Below are 24,059 nucleotides of genomic sequence, written 5' to 3' on the forward strand. Positions count from 1 at the left end.
GTAATCACCTAATATCCTAAATATAGGACATTGGATTATTAGGGCATGCAAGGGGATTCCGGGTGCTCAAATCGCGATCAACGCCGCACAAACTTTGGTGCAACGCGGTCGCTTTTGAAGGCATTCGAGGTTCAGCTTCGGGTGATAAACCGACGGACCGAAGCGAGAGATTGCTTGATCCTGCCGCTCACAACGTCCATCACGAGCGAGCCGGCATTGAGTGACGCCTGCAGTTGATCTGCTGACGCCCCGCTCAATTTGCGTTCGAGGTTTTCTGCAAACGCCTTGACAATGCGCTTCGCAAGATCATCAACGATGCCGCTTCGGCCAAATTGCGCGAGTGGCCCGGCGATCAGCGCACGAATTTCGAGCTGAACCGTGGTCTCATCGTTTCCATGGGCGACGAGCTTATAATCGACCTCGCCCGCCGCACGCGAGCCCGCCTTGGGATCCTGGCCTCCGCCAAGAATGACCCCGCTGTAGCCGCTCTCGTCACGACTGATTTTAGCCTTGCCTGAGAACTGAGCGGTGATGGGACCGAGCTTCGCGGAAAAGCTCCCCTCAACGATATCATCCGTCACATCCGAACTCAGACGGGCTCCCGGCAAGCATGCCGCGACGCCCGGCACGTCCTCAAATGCGGCCCACACCTCATCGATTGATTTGCGGACCACAAACGACTGAGACATGCGGATGTTCGGCGTTTTACCGCCTAAGCCGAATGAAATCGGAGCTTCAGGGATCTTATCCTTCTGATGCACAATCTTTTCAGCGGAGCGTGTCGATAGCTGTGGTGTCGCTCGCGCGACAGTTGAGCCAACCGGCGCAAGCGGCCTCTGGCGGGCGGGACGCTCCTCAGGAGCGGTCTCGAGGACGGCTTGAACCGATTGGATCGCCCTTACGATGCCGGCATATCCTGTACAGCGGCAGAGATTCCCACTGAGCTCCAGTCGGATGCGATGCTCGTCGGCATCGCAGCAGCGCAACAGAATGTCGCGCGCCGTGACCAGCATCCCCGGGGTACAGAACCCGCACTGCAATCCGTGCTCCTGTGAGAATGCTTCGCGCAGCTTGACGATAATCGGATCGCTCTCCAATCCCTCGATCGTGGTGACCTCGGAGCCACTACACAACCCGCTATATGTAATGCAGGACCGGATCGGTTCACCGTCGACAAGAACCGTGCAAGCTCCGCAGACGCCTTGCTCACAACGCAGGTGCGTTCCCGTCAATCGGAGCTTCTCTCGCAGCAGATCCGCCAAGTGAGTTCGCGGCGAAACTTGTTCGCGCACCAATGTTCCATTGACGACAAGCTCTACATTCAACTCTGGCATAGACCATCAGCCTGTAAAAACGCACGCTGCATCATTGCAAGCTGCTGCGAGATGTGCCCCGAAGAAAGCCCCGATTTTTCGAGCACCTCGCGCACAGCATCACTCGACGGAATGACGCTTTGTGCGGCGCAAAGGGAGCGGAAGTCCGGGATAACGAGGTGGCGCCCCTCTATCGCACCGAACACCAGCCTGAACCGGTCGACGGCCGGGTCGACGTTTACGACTGCGATGGCGCTCGCAAACTCGCCGGCCTTGCGGCAGAGCTTTTGATAACCCCACTTGGCTTGTGCCGATGATCGAGGGATTTGTATCCCCAGTAGCAGCTCGCCGAAATTGAAAGCATTCTCGAACGCTCCGGTGATAAAGTCCGATATCGGCAGCGTACGGCGCTTGCCGTCTGCCCCGACGATCACACACGACGCGCCCAGGCCACAAAGTGCCGACGGCCAGTCCGCGGCAGGATCCGCATGGCAGACGCTGCCGCCGATCGTTCCGCGATTGCGAACCGCTCGATAGGCGATTCCGGCGGCGACACCCGGAAGCATCCGGTAACCTTCGTAGGGAAGCCGACCATCTTCGATCGAACCGGTCGTCACGCTCGCGCCAACAAATAGCGTGTCCTTTTCCTCCCTGAAGGAGGTCAGCTCTTCAATCCCCGTGATGTCGCAGAGCACGTTCGGCTGCACGAGACGCAGGTTCAACATTGGACCAAGCGACTGCGACCCGGCAACGATACGCACACCGGCGGCTGGATCCGCGAGCAACTGCACGGCCTCGCCGACTGTCCTCGCACGGACAATATCGAACGCGACCGGCTTCATATCCGCGATCCGGGCGCAGTGGTGTCCGCAGCACGCTGGAGAGCGTCCAGAATTCTCTCCGGCGTGACCGGCAACCGATAGATCTCAGCTCCTTTGGCACGCAGCGCATCGTTGATGGCGCAAACAATCGCTGCCGGCGGACCGACGGCTCCGCCCTCCCCGATCCCCTTGATGCCAAACTCTGTGTTCGGGGACGCAATCTCCATGTGCTCGATCCGGACGTTCGGGACTTCAGTGGCTCCGGGCAAGATGTAATCGATCAGGGTCGAAGCCAACGGCTGTCCTTGGCTGTCGAACGGCGTTGCCTCATAAAGCGTCGACCCGATTCCTTGCGCTGTCCCGCCGGTGATTTGACCATCGACCACCATGGGATTGATCATGGTGCCGCCATCCTCGACCACGACATAATCCAGAATGTCCGTCAGGCCGGTTTCTGGATCGACTGCGACAGTCGCTACATGCGTGGCGTAGCTGAAGGTGCCGAAATCGCTTTTGGGCTTATAGCCTTCTGTGACCTCCAGGCCCCCGCGCTCCACATCGGGCGGCAAGTGCTGAGGTTGTAGGTACCAGCACCGGGCGATGTCACGCAGGCTGATACTGTTATTATCGCCCACGACCCGCCCGCCCTCCATCCGGACATCGTCCAGGCGCGACTGAAGCAGCCAGGCCCCGATGGCAAGAATGCGTGTCGCGATCTTGCGGCTCGCTGCCGCGACAGCGCCGCCGCCCATGACGGCCGCGCGCGACCCCCAGGTCGCTGTCGAATACGGCGTATTGGCCGTGTCGCCCTGAATGACCTTGATGCGATCAAACGCGACACCCAGCACTTCGTGCGCGATCTGCGCGAATACCGTCTCGTGCGCCTGGCCGTGGGAATGTGTGCCAACGCGAATCTCGATATCGCCGTCGACCGTAACCTTGATATTGGCTTGCTCGTATCCAGGCACGATCGGCCGCCCCCAAGCCGCCATGACCGATGTGCCCATCGCGCCTTGCTCGACGTAGAACGAAAGACCGACACCAATTAGCCGGCCGTCAGCCTCCGGGCTTCGTTGGCGCGCTCGAACATCCTCGACCTTTGCCAGACTGACTGCGCGCATGAGGCAATCGGCATGGTTTCCGCTATCAAATCGCTTGCCGGTCTCTTCGAAGTCGCCCATCAGTTCAGCTGGCACCAGGTTTCGCAGCCGCACTTCGTAGGGCTCGATTCCAACTTCATGCGCGATCAGGTCCATACATGCTTCGAGCGCAAGACATACGCCTGGCCGCGCAACGCCGCGATACGGCAGGATGGGGCACTTATTCGTCGACACAGCGGTTGATCGACATCGATAAACCGGCACCATGTACGGCCCGGGAAGGAGATTCGCGACTTGTGCAGCTTCCACCGACGATGAAACCGGGTAGGCCGAATATGCGCCCGAATCGACGTGCGCCACGCAATCGATGCCGAGGAGCTTACCGTCTTCCGTAGCGTAGCAGGTGATGTCGTAGTCATGCTCGCGGCAGTTGGAATTCGCGACCAGATGTTCGCGACAATCCTCGAGCCAGCGCACCGGAAACTTCAAGCGCCGCGCGAGCCATGCCAGTGCAACTTCTTCGCAGCTCAGCACGCCCTTATAGCCGAATCCGCCGCCGACATCCGGCGAGATGACCCGCACATCACCATCCGAGATTCCCAGTGCCTCGCAGAGGCCGGTTTGGACACAGTGCGGGAATTGCGTCGAGCTGATCACCGTCAGGTAGCGCAAACGCGTGTCCTCATAGGCGATGACGCCCCTTCCCTCCATGGGAAACATGCAATGCCGCGACGTCCGGATATGTTTTTGAACTTTAACGGCAGCCTTTTTGGCGACCTCTTCGATCGCACCGTCTTTCACGAACTCGACGATCTTGTTGCTGTCCCATTCTTCATGAACGAGAGGCGCGTTCGGCTTGCAAGCCTCGATCATATCGACGACAGCTGGAAGCTCTTCGAATTCAAGGCCGATCCGTTGCGCGATGTCCTCGGCTTCAGCCCGCGTTCTAGCAACGCACATCGCGACGAGCTCGCCGACATACCGCACCTTTCCGGACGCAAGGATCGTTTGCTCGGATCGCTTAAAGCTCTTTTCAGGCGGCGCCGACAGGATCGGCTTGACTCCCTCCATGTCCGCCCAGGTAAAGACGACATCCCGGTATTCCTCCGGGATGTCGATCTTCGTCAGCTTCGCGTGTGCAACGGGGCTCCGAACAAACGCAACTTCGTGCATATTGTCGAACCGCAAGTCACCGACATACTGTCCGCGTCCTCTCAGGAAGCGATCGTCTTCCTTGCGCCGAACCCGTTTTCCAACACCATAACCGGATGTTGCGGATGTTGATTCCATGACAAGCTCCGCGCTTTGGATTGCGGCAACGATCTTCTTTCCGTCGACAGGATTCTAGATTTTGAATTCCTTGAGCGTGTTCGGCGCGAAGAGTTCTTCCGGCTTGAACAAGCGATCGATGAGACCCTGCTCTTTGGCAAATGTCATCAGCGTCTCGACGTTTTTCCAGTTGGCGTCGAACCCTTCCGGCCAGAAATTGTCTCCAAACGTATCTATCGTCTCTTCAAGAGCCGGAAGATACCAGGGCAAACAATATGGCAAGGCATTGACGTCAAGCATCACTTCCTCGCAGCGCTGTCCGCTCTCGCGAAATGCCTTGAACAGGCTCTGCGCAATCCACGGCTCCCGCTCGTACAGGGACTTCCGGATCACGACGGTGTGCATGATCGGCAGGAATCCCGCTTTCTGGTAGTAAGCCCGTTCATCGTTCTTGTAATCCGGAAAGAGCCGGACGATATCGGGGTTCTTTTTTCGGTATGCACTCGGAACGCGGGGTGAAATCAGGACATCGATCTCGCCCGCTTCGAGCATCCCATTCAAAGAAGCGGTCTTTGGTATCAGCTGGATATCCACATCGGCCTTCATCCGAACATCCATACGGTCTGCCCGGTCTGGCTCTTCAATGCCACCGACCCGCCATTTGATATCTTGCGGCTTCACGCCATATTCGTGCTCGAAAAGGCCCCGCAACCACAGCATCGCGGTCATCGAGTACTCGGGGATCCCGATTGTCTTGCCCTTCAAATCCTGCGGCCGTTCGATACCGGACTTTCGATTGACGAAAATGAAGCCATGGCGAAAGCAGCGGGACGGAAACACAGGGATTGCGACATACTCCGGACCGCCCTGGCACTTCGAGATGAGATAGTAAGCCAGCGAACATTCGGAAACATCGAACTCGGAATAACGAAGCAATCGCCAGAACACCTCCTCGATCGGCATCTCCATATATTCAAGATCGATGCCTTCCGGCTTGGTCGATCCATCGATCAGAGAACGCGTGCGATCGTAGCGGCCGCCAGCCATCGTCAACTTAAGTCGTGACATTATTCCGTAACTCCAGCTTAGGATTTCTTGCTCGACGGCGCATACTTCCCGGACCGCGCTTCGACAGCCTGCCACTCTTCGGCTGACAGCTTTGCGGTCCCGATGAAGTCATTGGTGAACAGCTTGTCGACTGAGGGCAGCCTCGCTCCGCCCATGTAGGTCTCCACCGTCTTCGCGGTTTGCGCCACTAGGCCCGGATCCATGAAGCCAAGTCCGTTGTCGCGGAAGCCGGGGACCATCCCCAGCGAGGTGGAAACAGCCTGGCCGTATTCAATGACCTTCTGGTTTGACGCGTTCGCGTTCTTGAACTCAGCGACGCTATCGAGATGAATCTTCAGCGCCTCGTCGGGATTGAGATAGACGTACTTCAATCCATCCATTATGCCTTCGACAAACGCACGACACAGGTCAGGCCGCTTCTCGATCGTCGCCCGCTTACAGGCGACGACATTGCTCAACATCTTGATACCGTAGTCCTCGTACATGAGACTGTTGATTTCCAGTCCCTGGGACCATAGCGAGGGCGCAATGCTGCCGAAGAAATTCCCTTCGGCCTTCACTTGTCGCTCGATGAGATATTTAATGAGCGACGCCGGCTCGAGCGTGACTTTATTGACCTTCGCATCATCGATGCCCGTCGCCTTGACGAACGCAGGCCAAAGCTGGAAGTCACCGCTGCCCACATCGAAGGCAATCGTTTTGCCCTCTAGGTCTTTGGGCGTTGCGATATTGTTTTCCTTCAAAGAGAAAATACCGATTGGCGACTTCGGCCACAACGCAGCCACCGCCACAAGATCGAGCCCGCGGCCGACGCAGTTCATCGCCACGGCGAGGTCGATAATTCCGAAATCGTATTGCCCCTGGTCGACGGGCACGCAGACCTTTGCGGAGCCGAATCCGCTGTCGATGCTGACGTCCAGGCCCCGCTTCTCCCAGAAGCCAAGCTTTTTGGCCACGAACGTGTAGCTGAACGTGCCGAGCGGCAGCCATGGCAATGTCAGCTTCACCGGAGTCGCGGCACGCACCAGATGCGGACACGACAAAGACACGGCGCCGCCCAACGTCGTGACGCCCGCAAGTTTAAGAAAAGACCGTCGCTTCATCGCAGACCCCTGTTTGACGAATAGGTTCACTTCGCGTTGTCTTTGGCCGCATTCCAGAACACGGCATAGCGCTCGGCGAGCGCGATCAAACCGTACAGAGCAAGACCGCTGGCGCTGAGCGCCGTGATCGCGGCCATCATCAATGGCGTGTCGAGGAGACCACCTGCCATTTTGATCAGATATCCGATGCCTTCCTGCGAAGCGACGAACTCTGAGACGATGACGCCGATGATTGCCAGCGTGATCGAGATCTTCATGCCCCCGAACATGTAAGGCAGTGCGTGGGGCATGCGGATTTTCCAGAAGATCTGCCAGCGGGACGCCATAAAGGTCCGAGCCATGCGGTGAATGTCCGGATCAATCGACGAAAATCCCATCGCTGAATTGATCACCATCGGAAAAAACGCAATCAACACTGCAAGCAGCAGACTGGACGTTGCGCCCGTTCCGAACCAGACGATGAAAAGCGGCGCGATCGCGATTTTGGGGATCACTTGGGACACCACGATCACCGGGTACAAGCCCTTTCGTAGCACTTCCGAATATGTGATCAGGACCGCCACGAGCATCCCGCCCACGACTGAAAGCACGAATCCTGCGATGGTCATGTACAGCGACGGCCACAGATGCTTGAGGATGAGATCCTTCTGATGGATCATCGTCACCACAATTTCAGAAGGCGCCGGGAGCAAAATGCTTCGGACGCCGAGCGCGCGAACGAGAATCTCCCACAGTAAAAGCAGACCAAGCGTAATAAGCGATGGCCAGACGATATCCCCGACCCGGGATTTTTCCTTAGTGAGCATGGCTGGCCTCGATGGCTTTACGCAGTTCTCGTGAATGGTGGTTGAAAGCCTCTTCCTCCATCATCGGAATGGTCCGCGGCCTTGATAGCTCGATCTTGAATTCGGCAGCTACGGTCGAAGGTCGTCGACCCATGACCAAAACGCGATCCGAGAGAAACGCCGCCTCTCGAATGCTGTGCGTCACAAAAATGACTGTCTTCTTGTTGGCTTGCCAGATACGGAGCAACTCGACTCCGATCTCGTCACGCGTAATGGCATCCAGCGCGCTGAACGGCTCGTCCATCAACAAGATCGAGGGGGCGCGGATGAGTGCACGGCAAATTGACGCCCGCTGCCTCATCCCTCCGGACAACTGGTGCGGAAGATGCTTGGCGAATTCGGCGATCTTCGCCATCGCCAACAATTCCATTGCGCGGTCTTCGAAATCCTTCCGCGGCAGCCGAAGCACTTCCACGGGGAAAAGAACGTTGTCGAGGATTGTTCGCCACGGAAGCAAAACAGGCTGCTGAAACACCACCGCGATATCGGACCTCGGCCCGACCACCGGTGTTCCGCCAATCGTTATTGATCCGCTGGTGGGCTGTTCGAGGCCGGCAATCATCATCAATAATGTGCTCTTGCCGCAGCCACTGGGCCCGAGGAGGCTCAGGAACTCGCCGTTCGCCACGTCGATCGTGACATCTCGGATCGCCTCGGTCTGCTGAAACTGCTTCCTTACATTTCGGATTTGCAGCAGGGCCTCCTGCCCTTGCCGAACCAACTCGTCCATCCGCCGGCCCCTCATGACCTATCAGCCTATTAATAGGATCATAGGGCCTTTTGGCCACTTGGCACTATTAAAATGTCATCATGACGCGCACGAATTGTGGGCATTTGAAAGGGCCGCGGTTGCAGCCGTACATCCCGCACTGCAATACGCGGGCCATCGGGGAGCGCGAAGGATGAGGGAAATGCCGATCGAGCGGCGTCGGGCACTAGCTCATGAAGCTGATGAGACCGAACGCATGCGACACTTGTCGCTTGTGGGTGATCAGTCCGTGGGCAGGATGCGACGCATCGCGAAGTGATCGCGAGAATAATGGAAGTGAGCGATGAAGATCGCGACGCCGGAGGCGTCCAACAGAACCAGATGGCTTTCGGCCGTAGGTTCGCCGAGCCCGATGTGCAGCTGCTTGGCAGTTTCCAATCCTGCCACGCCTATTGTGATGTCCTGAAAAGCCTGAACGACTTTGACACGCTTCATGCTGAGCAGCAGCGGCAGCGCCGGCTGCTTGACGAAGCGCTTCTTTTCCCGCTCGAATATCTCGGTGACGACGTAAACAGTCCCCACCGAAAACGGATCGTCGCCATTGTACTGGACGCTCCGAATATGCGCATAGCTCGAGGCGAGGATCACATCCTTGTCGTTCAAAGGCGGCGGGCCGCACTTTTCCTCGACGCTGGCCACCTTCACGACGTTGTTTTTGATCGCTTCCGCGAGCGACTTGAGATCGGCCGCTTGCTCAATCCGGTATTTCGGCTTTGGACGTCCGGAAACGAATGTGCCTCGTCCCGGAAAGGCAGAGAGCAGGCCTTCTTCCTGGAGAACTCTGACCGCCTGCTGGATCGTCACTCTCGCAACGCCGAACTCGCTCATCAGTTCGACCGCTGTCGATATTTGATCGCCTTCTTTCCAATAGCCAGACCCGATGCGGTGCCGCATCACGGCCGCCACCTGAAGGTACATCGGCGTTCGATTACGGTCCAAAGCAAGGTTTTGCAGTTTTGCCATTCGGCGTACGACCTGTCGGCTGACATTGAAACGCGGTCGAGGCTCGTGCGCGAGCTCGTTGTCGACTTTTACGAAGCACCGTTCCAAAAGGTGTACACGACATAAGTGGACAATAGTCCTCGGAGGTCTCAGACCGCTAATTGAACCTATGTTTCCAATGTAGGGATATTATTTGCAAGTGCTTTTTCTTTGGGCAGTTGTTTGACCCCTTACGGGACCTTTTGCTGTCAGCGAACTTTCACGAACCTCTTGTGGCCGGCGACCATTTCATCAGTGATGCCGTGCAATTTCGTTGCTTGAGGCGGAATAGCCTTGGTTGGCTCGTTTAGTGAGCTGATCGCATCAATGACGCGAACGATTTCACCGCCCGGGAAGGTAGCTGAACGTGACCATGCCGAGCTCGATCACTCCGTCAAACGACGTGTCGAGCCCGGTGGTTTATGCGAGACATCCAACCGACAGAACGCTCGGAGCGGGTGCAGGGCCGTCTTTTCAAGATTTAGGTCATAGTCTCAGACCGGTGATAACATTCAATGTCGCTTGCCGACCGTCCGCGTTTGCCTGCAATGCCTTCTCGATCGCCGGCACGAGGTCTGCGGGGTTCTCAACCCGCGCCCCATATCCGCCGCAGCTCTGCGTGACCATCTCAAAATCAGGGGATGGCGCAAGCGAAACGAGTGGAATCTCGTTTTGCCGCGCGGCCTCACCGTGCGGGTAGATGGCTGTAACACCCCGCGCTACGGCATCCCATTGCGAGTTGTTAAGCACGATTGTCAGAGTCGGCAGCTTTTCGGCGCGCTCAACATAGTGAGCGGAAAGCGGAACACCGAACATATAGGAGCCATCGCCTATCGTTGAGATCACTTGCCTGCTGCGGTCAGCGAGCTTGGCACCGATCGCCTGCCCCAAGCCCATGCCGAGTCCACCTGAGCTTCCGGTGATGAAGCCATCATGCCGGCACATGTCCAGATAGTGATAACCTGAACCCATTTCGTCGACGACGATCGCGCTCTTATCACGCACTTGATTGAGTGCGTCGGCGACGAGAGCTGGGCTAATCGGTGCCTTATTGCGCAAGCTTGCGATCATGGCCTTGCGGCCTTCGACGATTTCCGCATGCAGGGCTGACACCGACTTCCTACGCGCGTCGACAATTGCCGACTTACTCCGGAGGCGCGATTCGAGCAATTCGTCGAGCAACTCAGCGGCAAGACCAGGATCTCCTGCGATCGCGAGATCAATCGGAAAGCCTCGAACAGGATAAGTCCGATAGAGCGGATCGTGAGCAATATGAATGATCTTTGCACTGTTGCTCGGTTGCATATGGTGCGGCATCCACGGAACTGGGGACTCAAGCACCACGATTACATCTGCCGCTTCTAGCAGCTTGCTCGTAATTGGCCCAAGATTCATAGGGTGGTCCGAGGCAATATTCGCATGAGCAGCACTCGTGACGGGAATTGCCGCGTTTTGGGCGAGCCTTGCAAGCGCCTCAAAGCTTCTAGATGTTGTAGAGGCACGGCCGGCGACAATCAGCGGCATCTGCGCGTTTGCAATCAAGTCGGCCGCTTGCTCAAGCCCCTGCATGGAAGGTGCAGCAGCTATGGCGCCGCGTGCGGACGCGCGAAATGACGGCTGCTCGATAGACATTTCATCAATCAACGTTTCTCGCGGCAGTGTTAGATAAACTGGTCCGCGCGGTTCGCTCATTGCAATATCGACCGCGCGTTGCACAATAGAACCAACCGGCTGCCCGTGGCGCAGCTCGTACTCCCACTTGACCGACTCTCGAACTATCGCAGCCTGGTCGAAATTCTCCTGCATCCAATGGATCACACGATCGCGCGAGCCGACGTGGCCCTCCTCGGTTAACGGTGTGCGTCCCGCGGCTAAAATCACAGGGACATTGTCGCGCGCGGCATTCATCATTGCGCACACTGTATTCGCGGTGCCCACGTTGACGTGGACCATGACGCACGAGGCCTCCCCTGAAATCTTCGAATAGCCTTGCGCCATGCAGAGGGCGACGTTTTCGTGAGGGACGGTAATAAATTGCGGCACGCTCTTACCGACGCGCTGCATGCGAACCATTCCCTCGATGATCGGAGGAAAGTCGGACCCGGAGTTGGCAAAGACGAAACGAATCCCCGCCGCGCTCAACGCTGAAAGATATCCTTCGGCCACGGAGATCTTCTCGGCTGTTTCCATGTCACTTCCTCTAGCGGGATGTCCGCTCCGAATGTTGCAGACTTCAACTCCAAACGTAAAATATGTCAATCACTCATCATATAAGATGATATGTGTCGCAGGGTTGGTTATGCAGCCTCGGCTTTTAATTTCGCATATTGCGTCGCGGAGCTTCTTCGCGAACATAATCGTCGGAATGTTTGTGTTCGCTGTTGATGAATCCGCCACATAGATATTTTCGATTCCGACGACCTTTCCCTCTGGATCGAGGACTGCCATCCGGCCGGACCGCATCGTCTCATGCGACATGCCCTACCTGACACCAGACGCGAAACGTCAGTCTAGGCCACGCACTCCTCCAAAGCCCAGTTAGCGGCGAGCGCCATCTCAAACAAAATCCAAGCTCGTGGGCTGCGTTAATCTATTCCCGCCGCAGACGACAAAGTGGGTCGCAAAGTTCTCGATATTCCGTTCGAGAACGAATATTGAAGCACGCCCCTGTGAGCTAATACGTTCGCGGGGCTGATGTCGGCGGAATTTTGTCAACCGTTCTTTTCGAATATCTCTTTGAGCAGGGGGCCCCATTGTTCAGCTTCTGCCCTAATCTGCGCAGCGAACTCCTCGGGGTTTCCCTTTACAGCTTCACTTCCGATTTTTCGCATCGCTTCCGCTACAGCGGGATCCTCCGCCATTTTCTGGAGAAGCTGAGCGAGGCGTTTTACAATCGCTTCAGGCGTTCCTGCGGGGGCCATGATTCCATTCCAACTCTCAACCACATAATCGCGCAGCAGCGTCTCGTGAACGGTCGGCACGTTCGGCAAAAACGGGACACGCTCCTTCGACGTCACTGCTATTCCCCTCACCGTCCCTGCTTCCATCTGTGGCAAGGCTTCCGTCATGTTCGCGAAAGCGAAGTCGATCTCGCCAGACACAACGGCAAGAATTGATTGAGAGCCACCTTTGAATGGAATGTGTTGAGCCCGCATCCCTGTGCGCGCCTCGAAGAGGCGCACTGAATAATGCGTCAGACCTGCGATACCACTCGATCCATAGTTGAGCTTTCCGGCGTTGGCCTTCGCATGCTCGACCAGATCTGCAAGGGATTTCACTGGCAGATCCTTCCTGACGATGACGACTTGAGGTACCGTGCTAACGATCGCGATGGGAATGAGGTCCTTGAGCGGATCGTAGCTCACCTTCTGAATGAAGGGCACAATCGATATGGCCCCGACACTGCAGACACAAAACGTGTATCCATCAGGTGCCGAGTTCGCCACGTACTGAACGCCAATAATGCCGCCCCCTCCTGGGCGGGACTCGACGACAATGGGTTGGCCGAGCTCTTTCTCAAGATAGGTGGCGGCGATACGACCTACAACGTCGGTGTAACCTCCAGCGGCATAGGGGACCACAAACGTTATGGGTCGGCTTGGCCAGTTGCTGGTCTGGGCGTAGACCGACGTCATCGTCGCGAAACTTACGATCAGCGCAAGCAAGCTCTTCATGACTCGCCTCCCATACTATGTGTCTAAAAATAAAACCTCTGTGAATAATGTGCTGAGTTCTCCCATCGTCAAACTCATATGATGGGCAATGTGTGCTTTTTGCAAAGGCATCCGCTTATCTCGAGGGCAACTCGGGCGTGGGAGCTATGGCCTGTTCGAGCAATTTGATCGTTCACCGCTGTTCCGCAGTGAGAAGGATCCTCGTCCTGTAGTTACGCTGAGCCAAGAAGCTACTGCATTGCGGCGACCGACGCCGTGTTCGTAGTCGTTACACATTACCCTCAATACAACAGGGCAATTCCGCGTTCCATGCAGCGTTCTCATAATGCCGCCGCCAGTTGCTCCGCTTGATGATACTCGGGCCGAGATCAATCGAGTGCAACCCAGCTGCTTGAGCTGTCATCATGTCAAACGTTGGAAGCCCTCAAGCGCTGATCGCTCCTTCGAACTCCAGGGCTATCGTCCGAAGGACACCATCCCGTTCCGCGGGCGCGTTGAAGCAAATCGCCGACAGCAATCCGTCTTCGCGGCGCATGCCGGGAACCGAAACCGCACAGAAAGCTAATGGGTTGGCGAAGTAAGTATAAGTACCCATTGCCGAGTTTCGCGACATCGGCTCTGCAAGCAACTGATCGATGGTGAATATCGTGGGCACGGTCGGAACAACAAAGGCGCAAAAACCCTGTAAAGTCATCGATACCTGCCGCTGGAGTGCTTTCATTTCGTAAATGGCTTTGAAGGCGTCTTTTGCACTCCAAGACAGTCCAGGTTCAATCGATGCCCATACCGCCGGGTGAATAGTTTCTGGTCTCTTCGCGATGACATCGCCGTAATCGCAAAGTCGCTCCGCAACCATGGCAGATTGGAAGACCAACTGCCCAGCTTGCTTAAACGGCTCATAGTCGATCTCGGTCAAACTGTAGCCACGAGAATTCAGGGCCTGCAAGTTTGCTTCGTATGTGCGTTTTGACTCGTCATCGCCGAAAAATTCCATTTGATTAGAACGGGGTATTGCCAGGCGCTTTTCAGTTATCGCGACATCGAACAGTTCGACGTGATCCGCACTCGGATTGCTAAACGGATCGGTGGCATCATAGCCGGCCATGACAGAGAGTATCTCGAAAGCATCTTTCACGCGTTGCGCGAAGACGGGTATGCAGTCAAAGAAACGGCTATTGTAGACAATTCCACTTGTGCTGACGATTCCGAGCGATGGCTTCAGGCCGATGATACCATTGCACGCGGCTGGCACCCGGCCGGACCCGCCTGTATCGCTTCCTAGCGAGAAAGAGACAATGTGACGCGCTACCGCGACGGCCGAACCGGAGCTTGAGCCCCCGGCGATATAGTCTGGATCAACCGCATTTCGACACAACGCTCCAGGCGTGCGTGTGCCGTTCAAGCCCGCAGCGAATTGGTCCATCGTGTTTTTGCCGATGAGTACTGCACCCGCAGACTCCACGCGTCGTATCGCCTCGGCACTCTCATCTGGAGAAATCGATAAGCCAGGGCAATTGCTCGTTGTCGCCATGCCGGCCACGTGCAAATTGTCTTTGACGGAGAACGTCAGCCCAAAGAGTGGTAGAATCTCCCCGCCATCAACGCGCTTCTGCAACTCATCGACGCGCCTCATAACTCGCTCTTCCGGCACAAGGCACGTAAATATGCCATCTTCACTTGCGGCAGCCGCGCGGCGGTAGCTTTCCATCACTATGGTTTTGGCGCTTGCACCTCCTCGCAATGCTCCTCGAGTAAATTCAAAACCGCGATCGTGTAACGCCGGATTCAACATGATGTTCTCGTATTGAAGTGGAGTGAGACAAATGCCACCCCGCTGCGACGATGGCAGCCAGAGCAACGGTGAGAAGGATCAAGAGGCTGATACGCCTGTAATGCGCATCGGGCGAACCTCGGAACGCTGCATCTCCGACGCTTGCTCCGATGATCGAACAGGGGATCATGACAAGTGCGGTTAGGAACACCCGCAAGGTGTAGAGGCCGTTGAGACAAGAGATTGTAACGCCGAGGAGACCGCTCATCGCGACGAAGCTCATGATCGTTGCGCGTGCAACTTGGGTTGAAGCGCCATTGCTGAGCAGAATGATAATGGCCGGAGGACCGCTCATCGCGGTTCCTCCATTTAACAGACCTGAAACGAAGCCGGCAGCGAGCAACGACGTCGTTCGCGGAGCAGCCGCAGTGGCGCTGCTGCGTTGCCAAAGCACGATAACTGCGATGATAACGGTAAGGCCGATCGCAATACGCATCGCGTCGGGAGAGACGTTGATCAGCGTGACCACCCCAATTGGGGTTCCGAGGAGCGTCCCCCCGACCATCCAGCGTAACGTCGGATAGGCCACTTGGCCTCGCACTCCCCTGACCGTGACCAGTGCGAGAAGGAGCTCCAGCAGCAGAATAGCCGGTACCGCGACCTGAGGAAGTAGTGCGATCGTCAGAATTGGAATTGCCGCCAGCCCGAACCCGAATCCGGAGTAGCCCCGCACGAAGCCCGCAATAAGCCCGGCGACAGCAATCAAGAGGACCACTGGGAGGCTCATTTCGACCTGCGAGGCCACGAGGGAACAGGACGGCAATGCGGAGAATGTCGTGCAACTCAACGCTTTCCTTCCCAGTGCACGATACGCCGCGCGAGCCACGCGATGATTCGATCACTGATCAGTCCGATCGCCCCGATGAGAATGATCCCTGAGAACACGTAGGTCGTACGAAAGAAGCTGCTCGCATCGAGGATGACGAATCCGAGCCCTCGATCGCCTCCGAGCAACTCGGATGCCACCAGGATTGTAAGCGCTGATCCCATCGAGATTCTCAAGCCGGTCATGATCTGAGGCAGCGCCGACGGCAAAACAACAAAGCGAAATGTTTGCCACCTTCCCGCGCCCATCGACTGGGCGGCCCTTAGGGCATCGAGAGCGCAAGACCGCGATCCGGCTTGAGCATTCACCATCATGATCAGGAACACAGATAGAAGGATCAGGAGAATTTTCGAAAGCTCACCGATTCCGAACCAAAGGATGAACAAGGGAATCAGACCCAAAGGCGGAATGGGGCGCACGAGTTCTGACGGTACGAGGAACAGAGCATCGACTGCAGGCAATCGACCGCGTAGCAAGCCTAGCGCGATGCCCAACACTGATCCGATCGCGAACGCAACCCCTACACGCCACAGACTCGTCCCAACATGAACCCAAATGCTCGTTCCGGAATACCCCCGCTGCAGAATATCAACGAACGTGCCGGCTACGGCCATCGGTGATGGCAGGATGGTCGGCGAGACTGCGCCATTCATCGTTACCAGAGCCCATAACCCCAGAATGACAAGCGGCGCCAGTATTGCTAGAGCGCCGTACTGCTTGTTGGCTTTCGATTTCGAATCCATTTCGGCCCCCTTGCATTCAGTGTCGCATCTTCCGGTAAATGAGCTCGCGTAGACGCAAGAACTCGGGATGCAATCGATTCTCGCCATTCGATCTCGGCGACGGCAAATTCACTCCGAACTCATCGAATGATCCGTCGCTTAAATCTCGAAGGAGAAATATTCTGTCTCCCAGGAATACAGCTTCATCGATGCTGTGCGTGACAAACAAGATCGTGCATCCGGTCTGTTCGCATATGCGGATAACCTCCTCCTGAAGCACTTCCCGCGTCTGCACATCCAAGGCGGAGAACGGCTCATCCATGAGCATGACTTTTGGCTTCGCAGCCAATACTCTGGCCAAGCCAACCCGCTGTCTCATTCCCCCAGACAACTGATACGGGTAGGCATCTTCGAACCCGGAAAGGCCGACCAGTTGCGCCATCTCTACAGCGACCTTACGGCGTTCTGCCTTTGGTCGCCCCGAACATCGAAGACTGAATGAGATGTTGTCCGCCACGGTCATCCAGTCGAAGAGAGCGGCGGCCTGAAATACAACCCCCCTGTCAGGTCCCGGCCCTGCGATTTCCTTGTCATTCACGAAAGCGACGCCTTTCGTTGGGGTGAGAAAGCCGGCTACGATGTTCAGGATCGTTGTCTTTCCGCACCCTGATGGCCCTAGAAGCGCGACCATCTCGCCTTTGGCGACCGCGAAGGACACATCTCGCATGATTGCCCGGCCATCATATTCGAAGCCGACGCCCTCGAACTTGAGCATCGGCTTCATTTTGGAGTCCATCATCGCATCAGCCTTCCTCGCTCGCTCGTCACCTTTCACTTGCAGAGGCAAGGTTACGACGCTCATAAGGTTGATTTCCGGGCCGATAGGTAGTTTTGAATCGGCTTGGTATAAAGCAGTCCAGCCCAATCCGTCGGGACCGCCTGAATGCGTTTTTCATCAACGAGAAACGCGGCGATGCCCTGAAGATGTTTTCCAAGTCGAGAGTCGGCTTCGTGGCCAGGCGGTCCCATGAAATCGCTTGTCAGGATTTCCTGGAACGTGGGATGAGCCACGTTCTGACCCTCGACCAGCTTGTCGAATTGCTCGGCCGTCATATCGACACGCTTCGCTTCGAATGCACGAACCTCTGCGGGATGAGCCTTGTAGTCGTTCTGCGCGCGCTCCCAGACCTTCAGGAACGTCTGAACAGTTTCCGGGTTAGCGTCCGTGAAAGGCTTGCGTGTCACCCAGACGCCGCCCGTGATCATTCCCAGGCTTTTCGTGGTGGCGATCGGAGCCGCGCCTGCGCGTTCAATCGCACTTACGTTCGGCTCCCACACAAATGCTGCATCGATTTGTCCCGCCACAAACGCCGGGGGCATGTTGGCCGGCGTCAGATTGACCAATGTCACGTCCGACGCTTTTAGATTTGCCTTCGAAAGCGCTCTCAGGAGGTGATAGTGGCTGGTGGAGCCGATTGCTACGCCGATCCGTTTGCCCTTTAAATCGGCGAGAGTCTTGATTTCCGGTTTAGCTGCAAGCCTTACGTTAGTGGCATCAATGCGCTCCATGAATAGAATCTGAAGCGGGAGGCCGTTGGCGTATCCTGTAACGGCAGGAAATTCGCCCATCCATGCGAGATCGAGTTCTCCGGCTGCTAATGCAGGAAGCATCGCCGGACCGGCGGGAAACTGCATCACTTTCACGTCTAGGCCGCCGGCCTTGAATAAGCCAGCTCCCAACGCGTACGAAAGGATGACATTGATCTCCCCAGTCTGGAAGCCAATGCGAATTGGTTTCATCTCCTGCGCAGACGCAGTCGAAATCGTCAATAAAGAAAGAGCGAACAGGGCTCGGCGTGTCATGTTAAGCATGCGATGATTCCTCGGCGCTGGATGTAACGTTATCGGCGGAGCCAAGAAGCTCCAGAATTGTGAGTGCCAATATCTTGGTTGCCGCAACAGCCTTCGGGATGTGGATGTATTCGTTGATCGGGGGCCAGCCATCTTCCCCCGGGCCGAACGTGATCGCTGCAAGACCGCGCTCTGCAAAGCGAATCGTGTCGTTAAAAGCGTTCTTTCGATAGGTGGCGGGTTTTTCGCCGAGCAGGCGGCTATAAGCGTGAGTAAGAGCGGCTGTTGGATTTGCGGCCTCATCTTGCTCAAGTGTGCCGTCGACGAACATGGCGCCCGGATATGGTCGTGCCGTGGCTTTCAGCGTCGGGTCTTGCCGCGCTTCTTTTTCGATGACGGCATTGATGTCGTCCATGACGCTTTGCACCGTCATTCCTGGAAGAATTCCGACGATTGCCAGGACCGCACGCGCCTTGTCGGGCGTGAATTGCATCTCACGCTTCTCCCCGCCTTGAACCCGGATGAGAGCTACCATTGGAGGCGTGCCTCCAACGAGCTTCGCCGGAGTGTGGGTGAAAGTCATGGTCTCGAAGGCGGTGAGGAGGCGGGCCATCTTGGCGACAGCATTCACTCCAGTATCCGGCCTCCATAGATGCGTCATTGTGCCGAACGTCTGGATTTCGACGAGAAAATTGCCGCCGTTCGCAATGGCAATTGCCATGCCCCAACTGCCATCCGGCTTCGTCCAGCCTGTGGGCTCGCAAACGATGGTGTAGTCAGCCTTCAGGCCCAATTCATCGAGCAGAAAGATGGATCCGTCGGGACCATTCTTTTCTTCGTCAGCAGTGTAGACGCACTTTAGATTGCCTTTCAGGGTGATGCCCGCGTCGCGGATCGCTTTTACTGCCAGCAACGTACAGGCGAGATTGCCCCTCGTATCGGACGTTCCACGCGCGTAGAGTTTGTCGCTGTGACGCGTCGGACGGAATGGATGCCCACCCGTCATTGTCCACGAGTTCCAGTCGCCAGCGGGGTAGGTGTCGAGATGGTCATTGAGTATGAGTGATGGTCCATCGAGGCTGGCATCAAGCACGCCGATCACGTTAGGACGCCCCTCACGTTTCGTGGGATAGGTAACGCTGAGCCCCATTTGCTGAAGCTTCTCCCCAATGAAAAGGGCAGCACCTTCCTCGCGTCCGGCCGGCTCATCCGGATCGAGAGGGTTCTCTGCGTCCGGCTGCCCGGCCGGCACCAATTCGCATGTCAAGTTCAGCCAGGCCTCTTCGGTGATGTTGCGGAGCACGCGCTCCTCGATCGCGGTCAGGCTCGCTCGCTCCATCGTGTCCATCGCAGCTTTCATCCTCACCTCTCGTAACAATCCCCTCTTCGTAGCAAGGTGTGTGCCACGCTCACCTTGAAGCGAGCTCCAGCCGGCACGAGGCGAAAAATCACTGAAAATTCGGGGAATAAGGTCCTGTGAGGAGGCTCATCGGCCTCTGTCCGATAATTTCCTGCAGGGCCGAGATGTTATGGGCTTGAGCGAATGGTGCCTCAGGAAGGCGTATTATTCGTCGTCGGCTATCGCCGCATCCGACAAAAGGTCCATTCTTTGGATTACGAGCATCCCACGATTCTGACGCAGGATCCCCTCCTGCTGCATTCGATTGAGGCTGATTGTAACCCACTGCCGGGTCGCACCGATGAGCTTCGCAATCTCCGCATGCGTAAACGCTGCCGCAACTGCAACGCCGCCATTCTCATCTCGCTCATCGAGGCCATAGTTATTGGCCATATGAAGGAGAACCTGCCCAAGCCGCTGTGCGAGTGACCTGGTCCCGAGCATCTGGGCCAACGATGAGTAGCAGCGCGCCTTGAAGACTAAGGCATCTATGAGTTCCAAAGCGAGATCTGGAACGTTGCGCGCAAGTTCTCGCAAGCCGCTTCCGGGAAGGTGGGTTACCAGGCTCTTTTTTGCTGCTGTCGCCGCCAAACATGCAGGCCCCCACCGAATATTTCCGGCCCACCAACGAAATTCCCCGGCAGCCAATAGGCGAGGGTGATTTCCTTACCCGACGGCGCCGTGTAGAAGCTGCGGACCAATCCGGTCTCAATAATGACGATGCCGTCGTGCAGTTGACCCTGTCGCAGTATGAACTCGCCGCGGTTGTATGAACGCTTTGTTCCATAACTTTCCACTCGCTCCCGGGCCTCAGGAGGAAGGCGGCCGATCAGGCTTGCATGATTGGTTGTTTGGTCATCGACAACAGTTAGCCGGATACCTGCAGTCTTGTCTCCAATCTCGGGCATGACAAGATTCTACAGCTAAAATCTGAGGGGGAGCAAGCCGGATCACAGGTCTCGCTCCATCGAGCCGGTGCGGGACTTCAATCCTCTCACGACACCGCTTCATCTCCATCGATTTCTTTGGCCATGAACTGACGCGCGAGAGCCCAGATTGTCTTATCTCTCCAGGCAGGTGCAACGAATGTAAGGCTGGTTGGCAGGCCATTGGGCAAGAAGCCGTTTGGCACCGTAACTGCACACAAATCCAGGAGATTGACGAAGTAGGAATAATGACCGACTTCGATATTCTTCTCGATCGGAGAAGCCAATACCTCGGCTATCCTGTAGGGGCGCGGAGCTGTGGGGACGATCAATGCATCCACGCCATCAAAACTCTTCGCGACTTCGTGGCGCAGGGACTGCAACCGGTAAGAAGCTTCGAATACATCCACCGCCGACCAGAGATGCCCACGCTCGAACATTGTACGCACAACGGGCAAAAGCGTGTCCGGCTTTTGTTCAAAGAAGTTGCGTATTCCAGCAATCCGTTCAGCCACCCAAGGACCATTGAGCATCAACTGGCCAGCCTCTTGAAAGAGAGAATAGTCAATCTCTCTCACAATGCCGCCCGATCGTTGGATTCGATCCAGACCAGAAACGAAGGCGCCGGCGGAGTTTTTATCCCCATACCATTCACATTCATCCAGGCGCGGCACCGCAAGCCGTGCATTGGCCATGTTGAGTTCATCGTCCAGAGCTGGCCACAAAGGTTTTTTCGAAAACGGATCACACTCATCGTAGGGCGACACCAGATCTAAGACCTCGATCGCGTCATCGACATCATTGGCAAATATGGACGGGCAATCGAATGAGCGAGAATTGGGTACCACGCCGTTCAGTGACAACGCGCCAATTGTCGGCTTCACACCGACCACATTGTTGTATCCCGCAGGTATTCGCCCTGACCCGCCGGAGTCAGTGCCAAATGCAAAGGCAACCATTCCCTTGGCAACGGCCACTGCCGAACCAGAACTCGAACCGCCGCCTATGAATGCAGGATCGTAGGCCGATGCGCAGATCCCGAACGGTGAACGAGTCCCCGTCAGCCCAGTAGCAAACTGGTCCATGTTGGTTTTCCCAAGACAAATCGCCCCCAGTTTCGTCGCTCGATCAACAAGGGGCGAGGACGTTGCGGGATTATAGGAAAACTCGCGGCAGCCAGCCGTCGTCGGCATTCCCGCCACGTCAATATTGTCCTTCACCGCAAACGGGATTCCAAACAGCGGCAACTCAGCGCCCGCTCGCTTTTGTTCAAGAAGCTGGCGTACTGAGGCGGCAACCTGTTCCGGGGCGACACGATAGATCCAGACTGATTGCGTCGCTTCTTGAGCAAGCACAGCGCTCAACTCTGCAAATACCGACTCGATTGAAGAAATGTCGTCGGCATATAACTTCCGCAACGACGAGAAGCTGATGCGCTTGAATTGGTCGATCACTTGGCTTGGCTCTTAATGAACATCTGAACAGGTTCGGGATTTATCAAGGGTGAGAAGCTCGGCGGAAGACTGTTGATACGCTGAATCCCGTGAAGGAAGCGCCCAATTCCCTCTACGTGAGCAAGAACCTTTGAGTCGGTCGGATTTCCAGCCGATCCCAGGTAGTCGGGCGTCAATTGCTTCTCGACCGGAGGGAAAGAAGCGCCCTGTCTCTCGATGAGTTTGGAGAGATCATTAACCGGCTGATTGAGACGCTTCGCTTCAAATGCGAGAACCGCATCCGGATTCTTGGCATAGTCAGAAAGTGCCGAAGACCAACCTCGTAAAAACTTCTGAAAATCTTCGGAATGCGTCGATAGATAGGACTTGTTGGCGACGCCAAATAGCCCGGTCATTGAGCCGAGGCTGCGGGTCGTGGCGAGCCGGACTCCTCCCAGTTTCTCCATCTCTCCGCTTCCCGGCTCCCATGTGAAGGCGGCATCGATCTGACCTGCCGTATATGCCGGCACCATGGCTGCAGGCGCCAGATTGACCAGCGTTACGTCCTTCTCAGTCAGTCCAGCAGCGGTGAGGGCGAGGAGAACATGGTTATGGCTCGTGGAGCCGAGCGTGACGCCGATTTTCTTTCCTTTCAGGTCCTTAAGGTCACTGATTTTGCTTTGAGGCGTTGCGACCAGACGAACGTCCGTTGGCAGCATGCTTTGGACGAGCACGATTTGAATGGGCAAGTCATTCGCAAAACCTGTCGTGGCCGGAAATTCGCCCATCCAACCGAGATCGATTTCTCCAGCTGCAAGCGCGGGCAGCATGGCTGGCCCCGCAGCGAACGGCTTCATTTCGACCTTCAGTCCCTGTTCGCTAAATTTGCCCGCCTCCACCGCATATGTGAGTACGGTGTTGACGACGCCTGTTTGCCATCCAACGCGGATGTCAGCCGCGGCTGGATTTTCGATCAACAAGGCGGCACAAGTCACAATAGCTGCAGACACGATGCGAAACATCATAGGTCTCCGATCCAACTTCTGACAGCTAGGCAACATCTATGCCAATGGGTGCTGAGCCGTTTTCTGACCGCGCGCTTCTACAATTCAGCGGTCTCACGAAGTAGACTCTACCGATTGCATGATGTCGGAGCGCGTCTTGGCGCTACACCCACCGCAAGGGAACACGTAGTTCTCCGACGAGCGAGAATGTCAGAAAATTTCCGTCCGTGTTCGTTGGACGTTTTCACGGCAAGAACAGCTAAAAGAAACGCCTTGATCTGATACCGAGGCCACGCTGCTATTCAGCGCTCGCAAGATGCATTGATAGGAGCGGTCGCTTGGAAAAACACATCGCGCAAATACCCGAACTCAAGCACAGCCTCGAAGGCTGGTATTCTGCAGGAATTCGAGTGGGAGATTTGGTCTTTACGAGCGGCCTAGCCGGTAAAGATCGCTCGAACGGTCACATTCACGAGACAGTTGAACGTCAGATCCGTCAGATATTCGAGGATATGGCGCTAATTCTTCAAGCGCATGGTGGGAATATGTCCAACGTCGTGAAGATAACCATGTACTTCACCAACCGGCAGAGAGATTGGCCGACGTTCGATCGCATCCGTCGCGAAGTCTTCGTCAAGGATCCTCCATGCTCGATTGGCGTCGGTGTGACTGAAATTGCTCTCGGGGCAGCGATCGCAATCGATGCCATTGCTGCCCTGGGATAAGCCCCAGAGAACAGAAGGGCACAAGGTCAAGTTGTGACTTCACTTCACATCATTTTCGCTCGGCAGCAGCTGCGATCGCCTGCTCACGCGCCATCCACCGATGCTGCCACTATTATGGATTAGCTTGGAAGAAGATAATCGAAATTAGTGATGGATACGCCAATCGAAATTGCCCTCGGTCTAAGAGCCAGCCCCCGCCGTTTCGTTGAAAAACTTCTCGTACTTTCCTTCCATGCCCTCGAAGGCTTCCGCATCGGCAGGCGGGTCTTTCGAGTCAGAAATATTCGGCCAGATGGCAGAAAACTTGGCGTTGAGCGGCAACCATTTTGCTGCGTCAGGTGCCGTATCTGGCTTGATGGCATCGGCCGGGCATTCCGGCTCACACACGCCGCAATCCTC

General features: G+C 56.3%; 22 protein-coding genes and 1 pseudogene. 1 reads left to right on the plus strand and 22 read right to left on the minus strand.

The window, feature by feature from the left end:
* Nucleotides 1–131 precede the first annotated feature (131 nt).
* The 21 genes from ACZ5C3_RS23185 to ACZ5C3_RS23285 all read right to left on the minus strand — a co-directional run bounded on the left by ACZ5C3_RS23185 (nucleotide 132) and on the right by ACZ5C3_RS23285 (nucleotide 22,956).
* Nucleotides 132–1,334: a xanthine dehydrogenase family Fe-S subunit gene (locus ACZ5C3_RS23185; protein WP_464033382.1), complete on the minus strand. Its 1,203-nt coding sequence runs from the start codon at nucleotides 1,332–1,334 to the stop codon at nucleotides 132–134.
* Nucleotides 1,322–2,155 (minus strand): FAD binding domain-containing protein, encoded by an 834-nt coding sequence (locus ACZ5C3_RS23190; RefSeq protein WP_464033384.1) that lies wholly within the window; start codon nucleotides 2,153–2,155, stop codon nucleotides 1,322–1,324. The genes ACZ5C3_RS23185 and ACZ5C3_RS23190 overlap by 13 nt, the downstream gene beginning before the upstream one ends.
* Complete coding sequence (locus tag ACZ5C3_RS23195) at nucleotides 2,152–4,524, minus strand: xanthine dehydrogenase family protein molybdopterin-binding subunit (protein WP_464033386.1); 2,373 nt, start codon at nucleotides 4,522–4,524, stop codon at nucleotides 2,152–2,154. Before ACZ5C3_RS23195 ends, ACZ5C3_RS23190 begins: the two co-directional genes overlap by 4 nt.
* 54 nt (nucleotides 4,525–4,578) lie before the next feature.
* The gene (locus ACZ5C3_RS23200) at nucleotides 4,579–5,571 is read right to left on the minus strand and encodes an ABC transporter substrate-binding protein (protein ID WP_464033387.1); all 993 of its coding nucleotides are present in this window, start codon (nucleotides 5,569–5,571) and stop codon (nucleotides 4,579–4,581) included.
* Nucleotides 5,572–5,588: 17 nt separating this feature from the next.
* Nucleotides 5,589–6,674: an ABC transporter substrate-binding protein gene (locus ACZ5C3_RS23205; protein WP_464044303.1), complete on the minus strand. Its 1,086-nt coding sequence runs from the start codon at nucleotides 6,672–6,674 to the stop codon at nucleotides 5,589–5,591.
* Between the two features lie 26 nt (nucleotides 6,675–6,700).
* Entirely contained in the window at nucleotides 6,701–7,480 is a 780-nt protein-coding gene (locus ACZ5C3_RS23210) for an ABC transporter permease (RefSeq protein ID WP_464033391.1), read from the minus strand.
* Complete coding sequence (locus ACZ5C3_RS23215) at nucleotides 7,470–8,249, minus strand: ABC transporter ATP-binding protein (protein ID WP_464033393.1); 780 nt, start codon at nucleotides 8,247–8,249, stop codon at nucleotides 7,470–7,472. Before ACZ5C3_RS23215 ends, ACZ5C3_RS23210 begins: the two co-directional genes overlap by 11 nt.
* 261 nt (nucleotides 8,250–8,510) lie before the next feature.
* Nucleotides 8,511–9,251: a GntR family transcriptional regulator gene (locus ACZ5C3_RS23220; protein WP_464033395.1), complete on the minus strand. Its 741-nt coding sequence runs from the start codon at nucleotides 9,249–9,251 to the stop codon at nucleotides 8,511–8,513.
* 504 nt (nucleotides 9,252–9,755) lie between these two features.
* Nucleotides 9,756–11,459, minus strand: coding sequence for a thiamine pyrophosphate-requiring protein (locus tag ACZ5C3_RS23225; protein WP_464033396.1), 1,704 nt, complete (start codon nucleotides 11,457–11,459; stop codon nucleotides 9,756–9,758).
* A 69-nt stretch (nucleotides 11,460–11,528) separates the two neighbouring features.
* Nucleotides 11,529–11,747: a GMC oxidoreductase gene (locus ACZ5C3_RS23230; protein WP_464031925.1), complete on the minus strand. Its 219-nt coding sequence runs from the start codon at nucleotides 11,745–11,747 to the stop codon at nucleotides 11,529–11,531.
* A 233-nt stretch (nucleotides 11,748–11,980) separates the two neighbouring features.
* Complete coding sequence (locus ACZ5C3_RS23235; RefSeq protein ID WP_464044304.1) at nucleotides 11,981–12,943, minus strand: Bug family tripartite tricarboxylate transporter substrate binding protein; 963 nt, start codon at nucleotides 12,941–12,943, stop codon at nucleotides 11,981–11,983.
* Between the two features lie 424 nt (nucleotides 12,944–13,367).
* Nucleotides 13,368–14,735, minus strand: coding sequence for an amidase family protein (locus ACZ5C3_RS23240; protein WP_464033400.1), 1,368 nt, complete (start codon nucleotides 14,733–14,735; stop codon nucleotides 13,368–13,370).
* Nucleotides 14,701–15,501, minus strand: a complete 801-nt coding sequence (locus ACZ5C3_RS23245) for a sulfite exporter TauE/SafE family protein (protein ID WP_464044305.1) — start codon at nucleotides 15,499–15,501, stop codon at nucleotides 14,701–14,703. The genes ACZ5C3_RS23240 and ACZ5C3_RS23245 overlap by 35 nt, the downstream gene beginning before the upstream one ends.
* A gap of 56 nt (nucleotides 15,502–15,557) precedes the next feature.
* Complete coding sequence (locus ACZ5C3_RS23250; protein WP_464044306.1) at nucleotides 15,558–16,343, minus strand: ABC transporter permease; 786 nt, start codon at nucleotides 16,341–16,343, stop codon at nucleotides 15,558–15,560.
* A 16-nt stretch (nucleotides 16,344–16,359) separates the two neighbouring features.
* Nucleotides 16,360–17,247 (minus strand): ABC transporter ATP-binding protein, encoded by an 888-nt coding sequence (locus ACZ5C3_RS23255; RefSeq protein ID WP_464033403.1) that lies wholly within the window; start codon nucleotides 17,245–17,247, stop codon nucleotides 16,360–16,362.
* Entirely contained in the window at nucleotides 17,181–18,194 is a 1,014-nt protein-coding gene (locus ACZ5C3_RS23260; protein ID WP_464033404.1) for a taurine ABC transporter substrate-binding protein, read from the minus strand. Before ACZ5C3_RS23260 ends, ACZ5C3_RS23255 begins: the two co-directional genes overlap by 67 nt.
* Nucleotides 18,187–19,533: a M20 family metallopeptidase gene (locus ACZ5C3_RS23265; RefSeq protein WP_464033406.1), complete on the minus strand. Its 1,347-nt coding sequence runs from the start codon at nucleotides 19,531–19,533 to the stop codon at nucleotides 18,187–18,189. The genes ACZ5C3_RS23260 and ACZ5C3_RS23265 overlap by 8 nt, the downstream gene beginning before the upstream one ends.
* A gap of 204 nt (nucleotides 19,534–19,737) precedes the next feature.
* A complete protein-coding gene (locus ACZ5C3_RS23270) occupies nucleotides 19,738–20,016 on the minus strand; it encodes a helix-turn-helix domain-containing protein (protein ID WP_464038411.1) in 279 nt (92 codons plus the stop codon).
* Between the two features lie 113 nt (nucleotides 20,017–20,129).
* Complete coding sequence (locus ACZ5C3_RS23275; protein WP_464033408.1) at nucleotides 20,130–20,480, minus strand: Crp/Fnr family transcriptional regulator; 351 nt, start codon at nucleotides 20,478–20,480, stop codon at nucleotides 20,130–20,132.
* An 86-nt stretch (nucleotides 20,481–20,566) separates the two neighbouring features.
* Nucleotides 20,567–21,952, minus strand: coding sequence for an allophanate hydrolase (gene atzF / locus ACZ5C3_RS23280; RefSeq protein WP_464044307.1), 1,386 nt, complete (start codon nucleotides 21,950–21,952; stop codon nucleotides 20,567–20,569).
* Complete coding sequence (locus ACZ5C3_RS23285) at nucleotides 21,949–22,956, minus strand: taurine ABC transporter substrate-binding protein (protein ID WP_464044308.1); 1,008 nt, start codon at nucleotides 22,954–22,956, stop codon at nucleotides 21,949–21,951. Before ACZ5C3_RS23285 ends, atzF begins: the two co-directional genes overlap by 4 nt.
* 317 nt (nucleotides 22,957–23,273) lie before the next feature.
* Here ACZ5C3_RS23285 and ACZ5C3_RS23290 point away from each other — a divergent pair, with 317 nt between their 5' ends.
* Nucleotides 23,274–23,660, plus strand: a complete 387-nt coding sequence (locus ACZ5C3_RS23290; protein ID WP_464033416.1) for a RidA family protein — start codon at nucleotides 23,274–23,276, stop codon at nucleotides 23,658–23,660.
* Between the two features lie 180 nt (nucleotides 23,661–23,840).
* On the opposite strand, the pseudogene ACZ5C3_RS23295 reads toward ACZ5C3_RS23290, so the two are convergent.
* Nucleotides 23,841–24,056: pseudogene (locus ACZ5C3_RS23295) on the minus strand (DUF3470 domain-containing protein); the annotation flags it as partial.
* Nucleotides 24,057–24,059 lie beyond the last annotated feature (3 nt).

It is taken from the genome of Afipia dichlorophenoxyacetatis (assembly GCF_055386385.1).

What these genes read in the sequence shown, in the direction of transcription:
- ACZ5C3_RS23185 (WP_464033382.1), bottom strand. Translation starts at nt 1,334, where the DNA reads ATGCCAGAGTTGAATGTAGAGCTTGTCGTCAATGGAACATTGGTGCGC.
- ACZ5C3_RS23190 (WP_464033384.1), bottom strand. Translation starts at nt 2,155, where the DNA reads ATGAAGCCGGTCGCGTTCGATATTGTCCGTGCGAGGACAGTCGGCGAG.
- ACZ5C3_RS23195 (WP_464033386.1), bottom strand. Translation starts at nt 4,524, where the DNA reads ATGGAATCAACATCCGCAACATCCGGTTATGGTGTTGGAAAACGGGTT.
- ACZ5C3_RS23200 (WP_464033387.1), bottom strand. Translation starts at nt 5,571, where the DNA reads ATGTCACGACTTAAGTTGACGATGGCTGGCGGCCGCTACGATCGCACG.
- ACZ5C3_RS23205 (WP_464044303.1), bottom strand. Translation starts at nt 6,674, where the DNA reads ATGAAGCGACGGTCTTTTCTTAAACTTGCGGGCGTCACGACGTTGGGC.
- ACZ5C3_RS23210 (WP_464033391.1), bottom strand. Translation starts at nt 7,480, where the DNA reads ATGCTCACTAAGGAAAAATCCCGGGTCGGGGATATCGTCTGGCCATCG.
- ACZ5C3_RS23215 (WP_464033393.1), bottom strand. Translation starts at nt 8,249, where the DNA reads ATGGACGAGTTGGTTCGGCAAGGGCAGGAGGCCCTGCTGCAAATCCGA.
- ACZ5C3_RS23220 (WP_464033395.1), bottom strand. Translation starts at nt 9,251, where the DNA reads ATGGCAAAACTGCAAAACCTTGCTTTGGACCGTAATCGAACGCCGATG.
- ACZ5C3_RS23225 (WP_464033396.1), bottom strand. Translation starts at nt 11,459, where the DNA reads ATGGAAACAGCCGAGAAGATCTCCGTGGCCGAAGGATATCTTTCAGCG.
- ACZ5C3_RS23230 (WP_464031925.1), bottom strand. Translation starts at nt 11,747, where the DNA reads ATGTCGCATGAGACGATGCGGTCCGGCCGGATGGCAGTCCTCGATCCA.
- ACZ5C3_RS23235 (WP_464044304.1), bottom strand. Translation starts at nt 12,943, where the DNA reads ATGAAGAGCTTGCTTGCGCTGATCGTAAGTTTCGCGACGATGACGTCG.
- ACZ5C3_RS23240 (WP_464033400.1), bottom strand. Translation starts at nt 14,735, where the DNA reads ATGTTGAATCCGGCGTTACACGATCGCGGTTTTGAATTTACTCGAGGA.
- ACZ5C3_RS23245 (WP_464044305.1), bottom strand. Translation starts at nt 15,501, where the DNA reads ATGAGCCTCCCAGTGGTCCTCTTGATTGCTGTCGCCGGGCTTATTGCG.
- ACZ5C3_RS23250 (WP_464044306.1), bottom strand. Translation starts at nt 16,343, where the DNA reads ATGGATTCGAAATCGAAAGCCAACAAGCAGTACGGCGCTCTAGCAATA.
- ACZ5C3_RS23260 (WP_464033404.1), bottom strand. Translation starts at nt 18,194, where the DNA reads ATGCTTAACATGACACGCCGAGCCCTGTTCGCTCTTTCTTTATTGACG.
- ACZ5C3_RS23265 (WP_464033406.1), bottom strand. Translation starts at nt 19,533, where the DNA reads ATGAAAGCTGCGATGGACACGATGGAGCGAGCGAGCCTGACCGCGATC.
- ACZ5C3_RS23270 (WP_464038411.1), bottom strand. Translation starts at nt 20,016, where the DNA reads ATGCTCGGGACCAGGTCACTCGCACAGCGGCTTGGGCAGGTTCTCCTT.
- ACZ5C3_RS23275 (WP_464033408.1), bottom strand. Translation starts at nt 20,480, where the DNA reads ATGCCCGAGATTGGAGACAAGACTGCAGGTATCCGGCTAACTGTTGTC.
- ACZ5C3_RS23285 (WP_464044308.1), bottom strand. Translation starts at nt 22,956, where the DNA reads ATGATGTTTCGCATCGTGTCTGCAGCTATTGTGACTTGTGCCGCCTTG.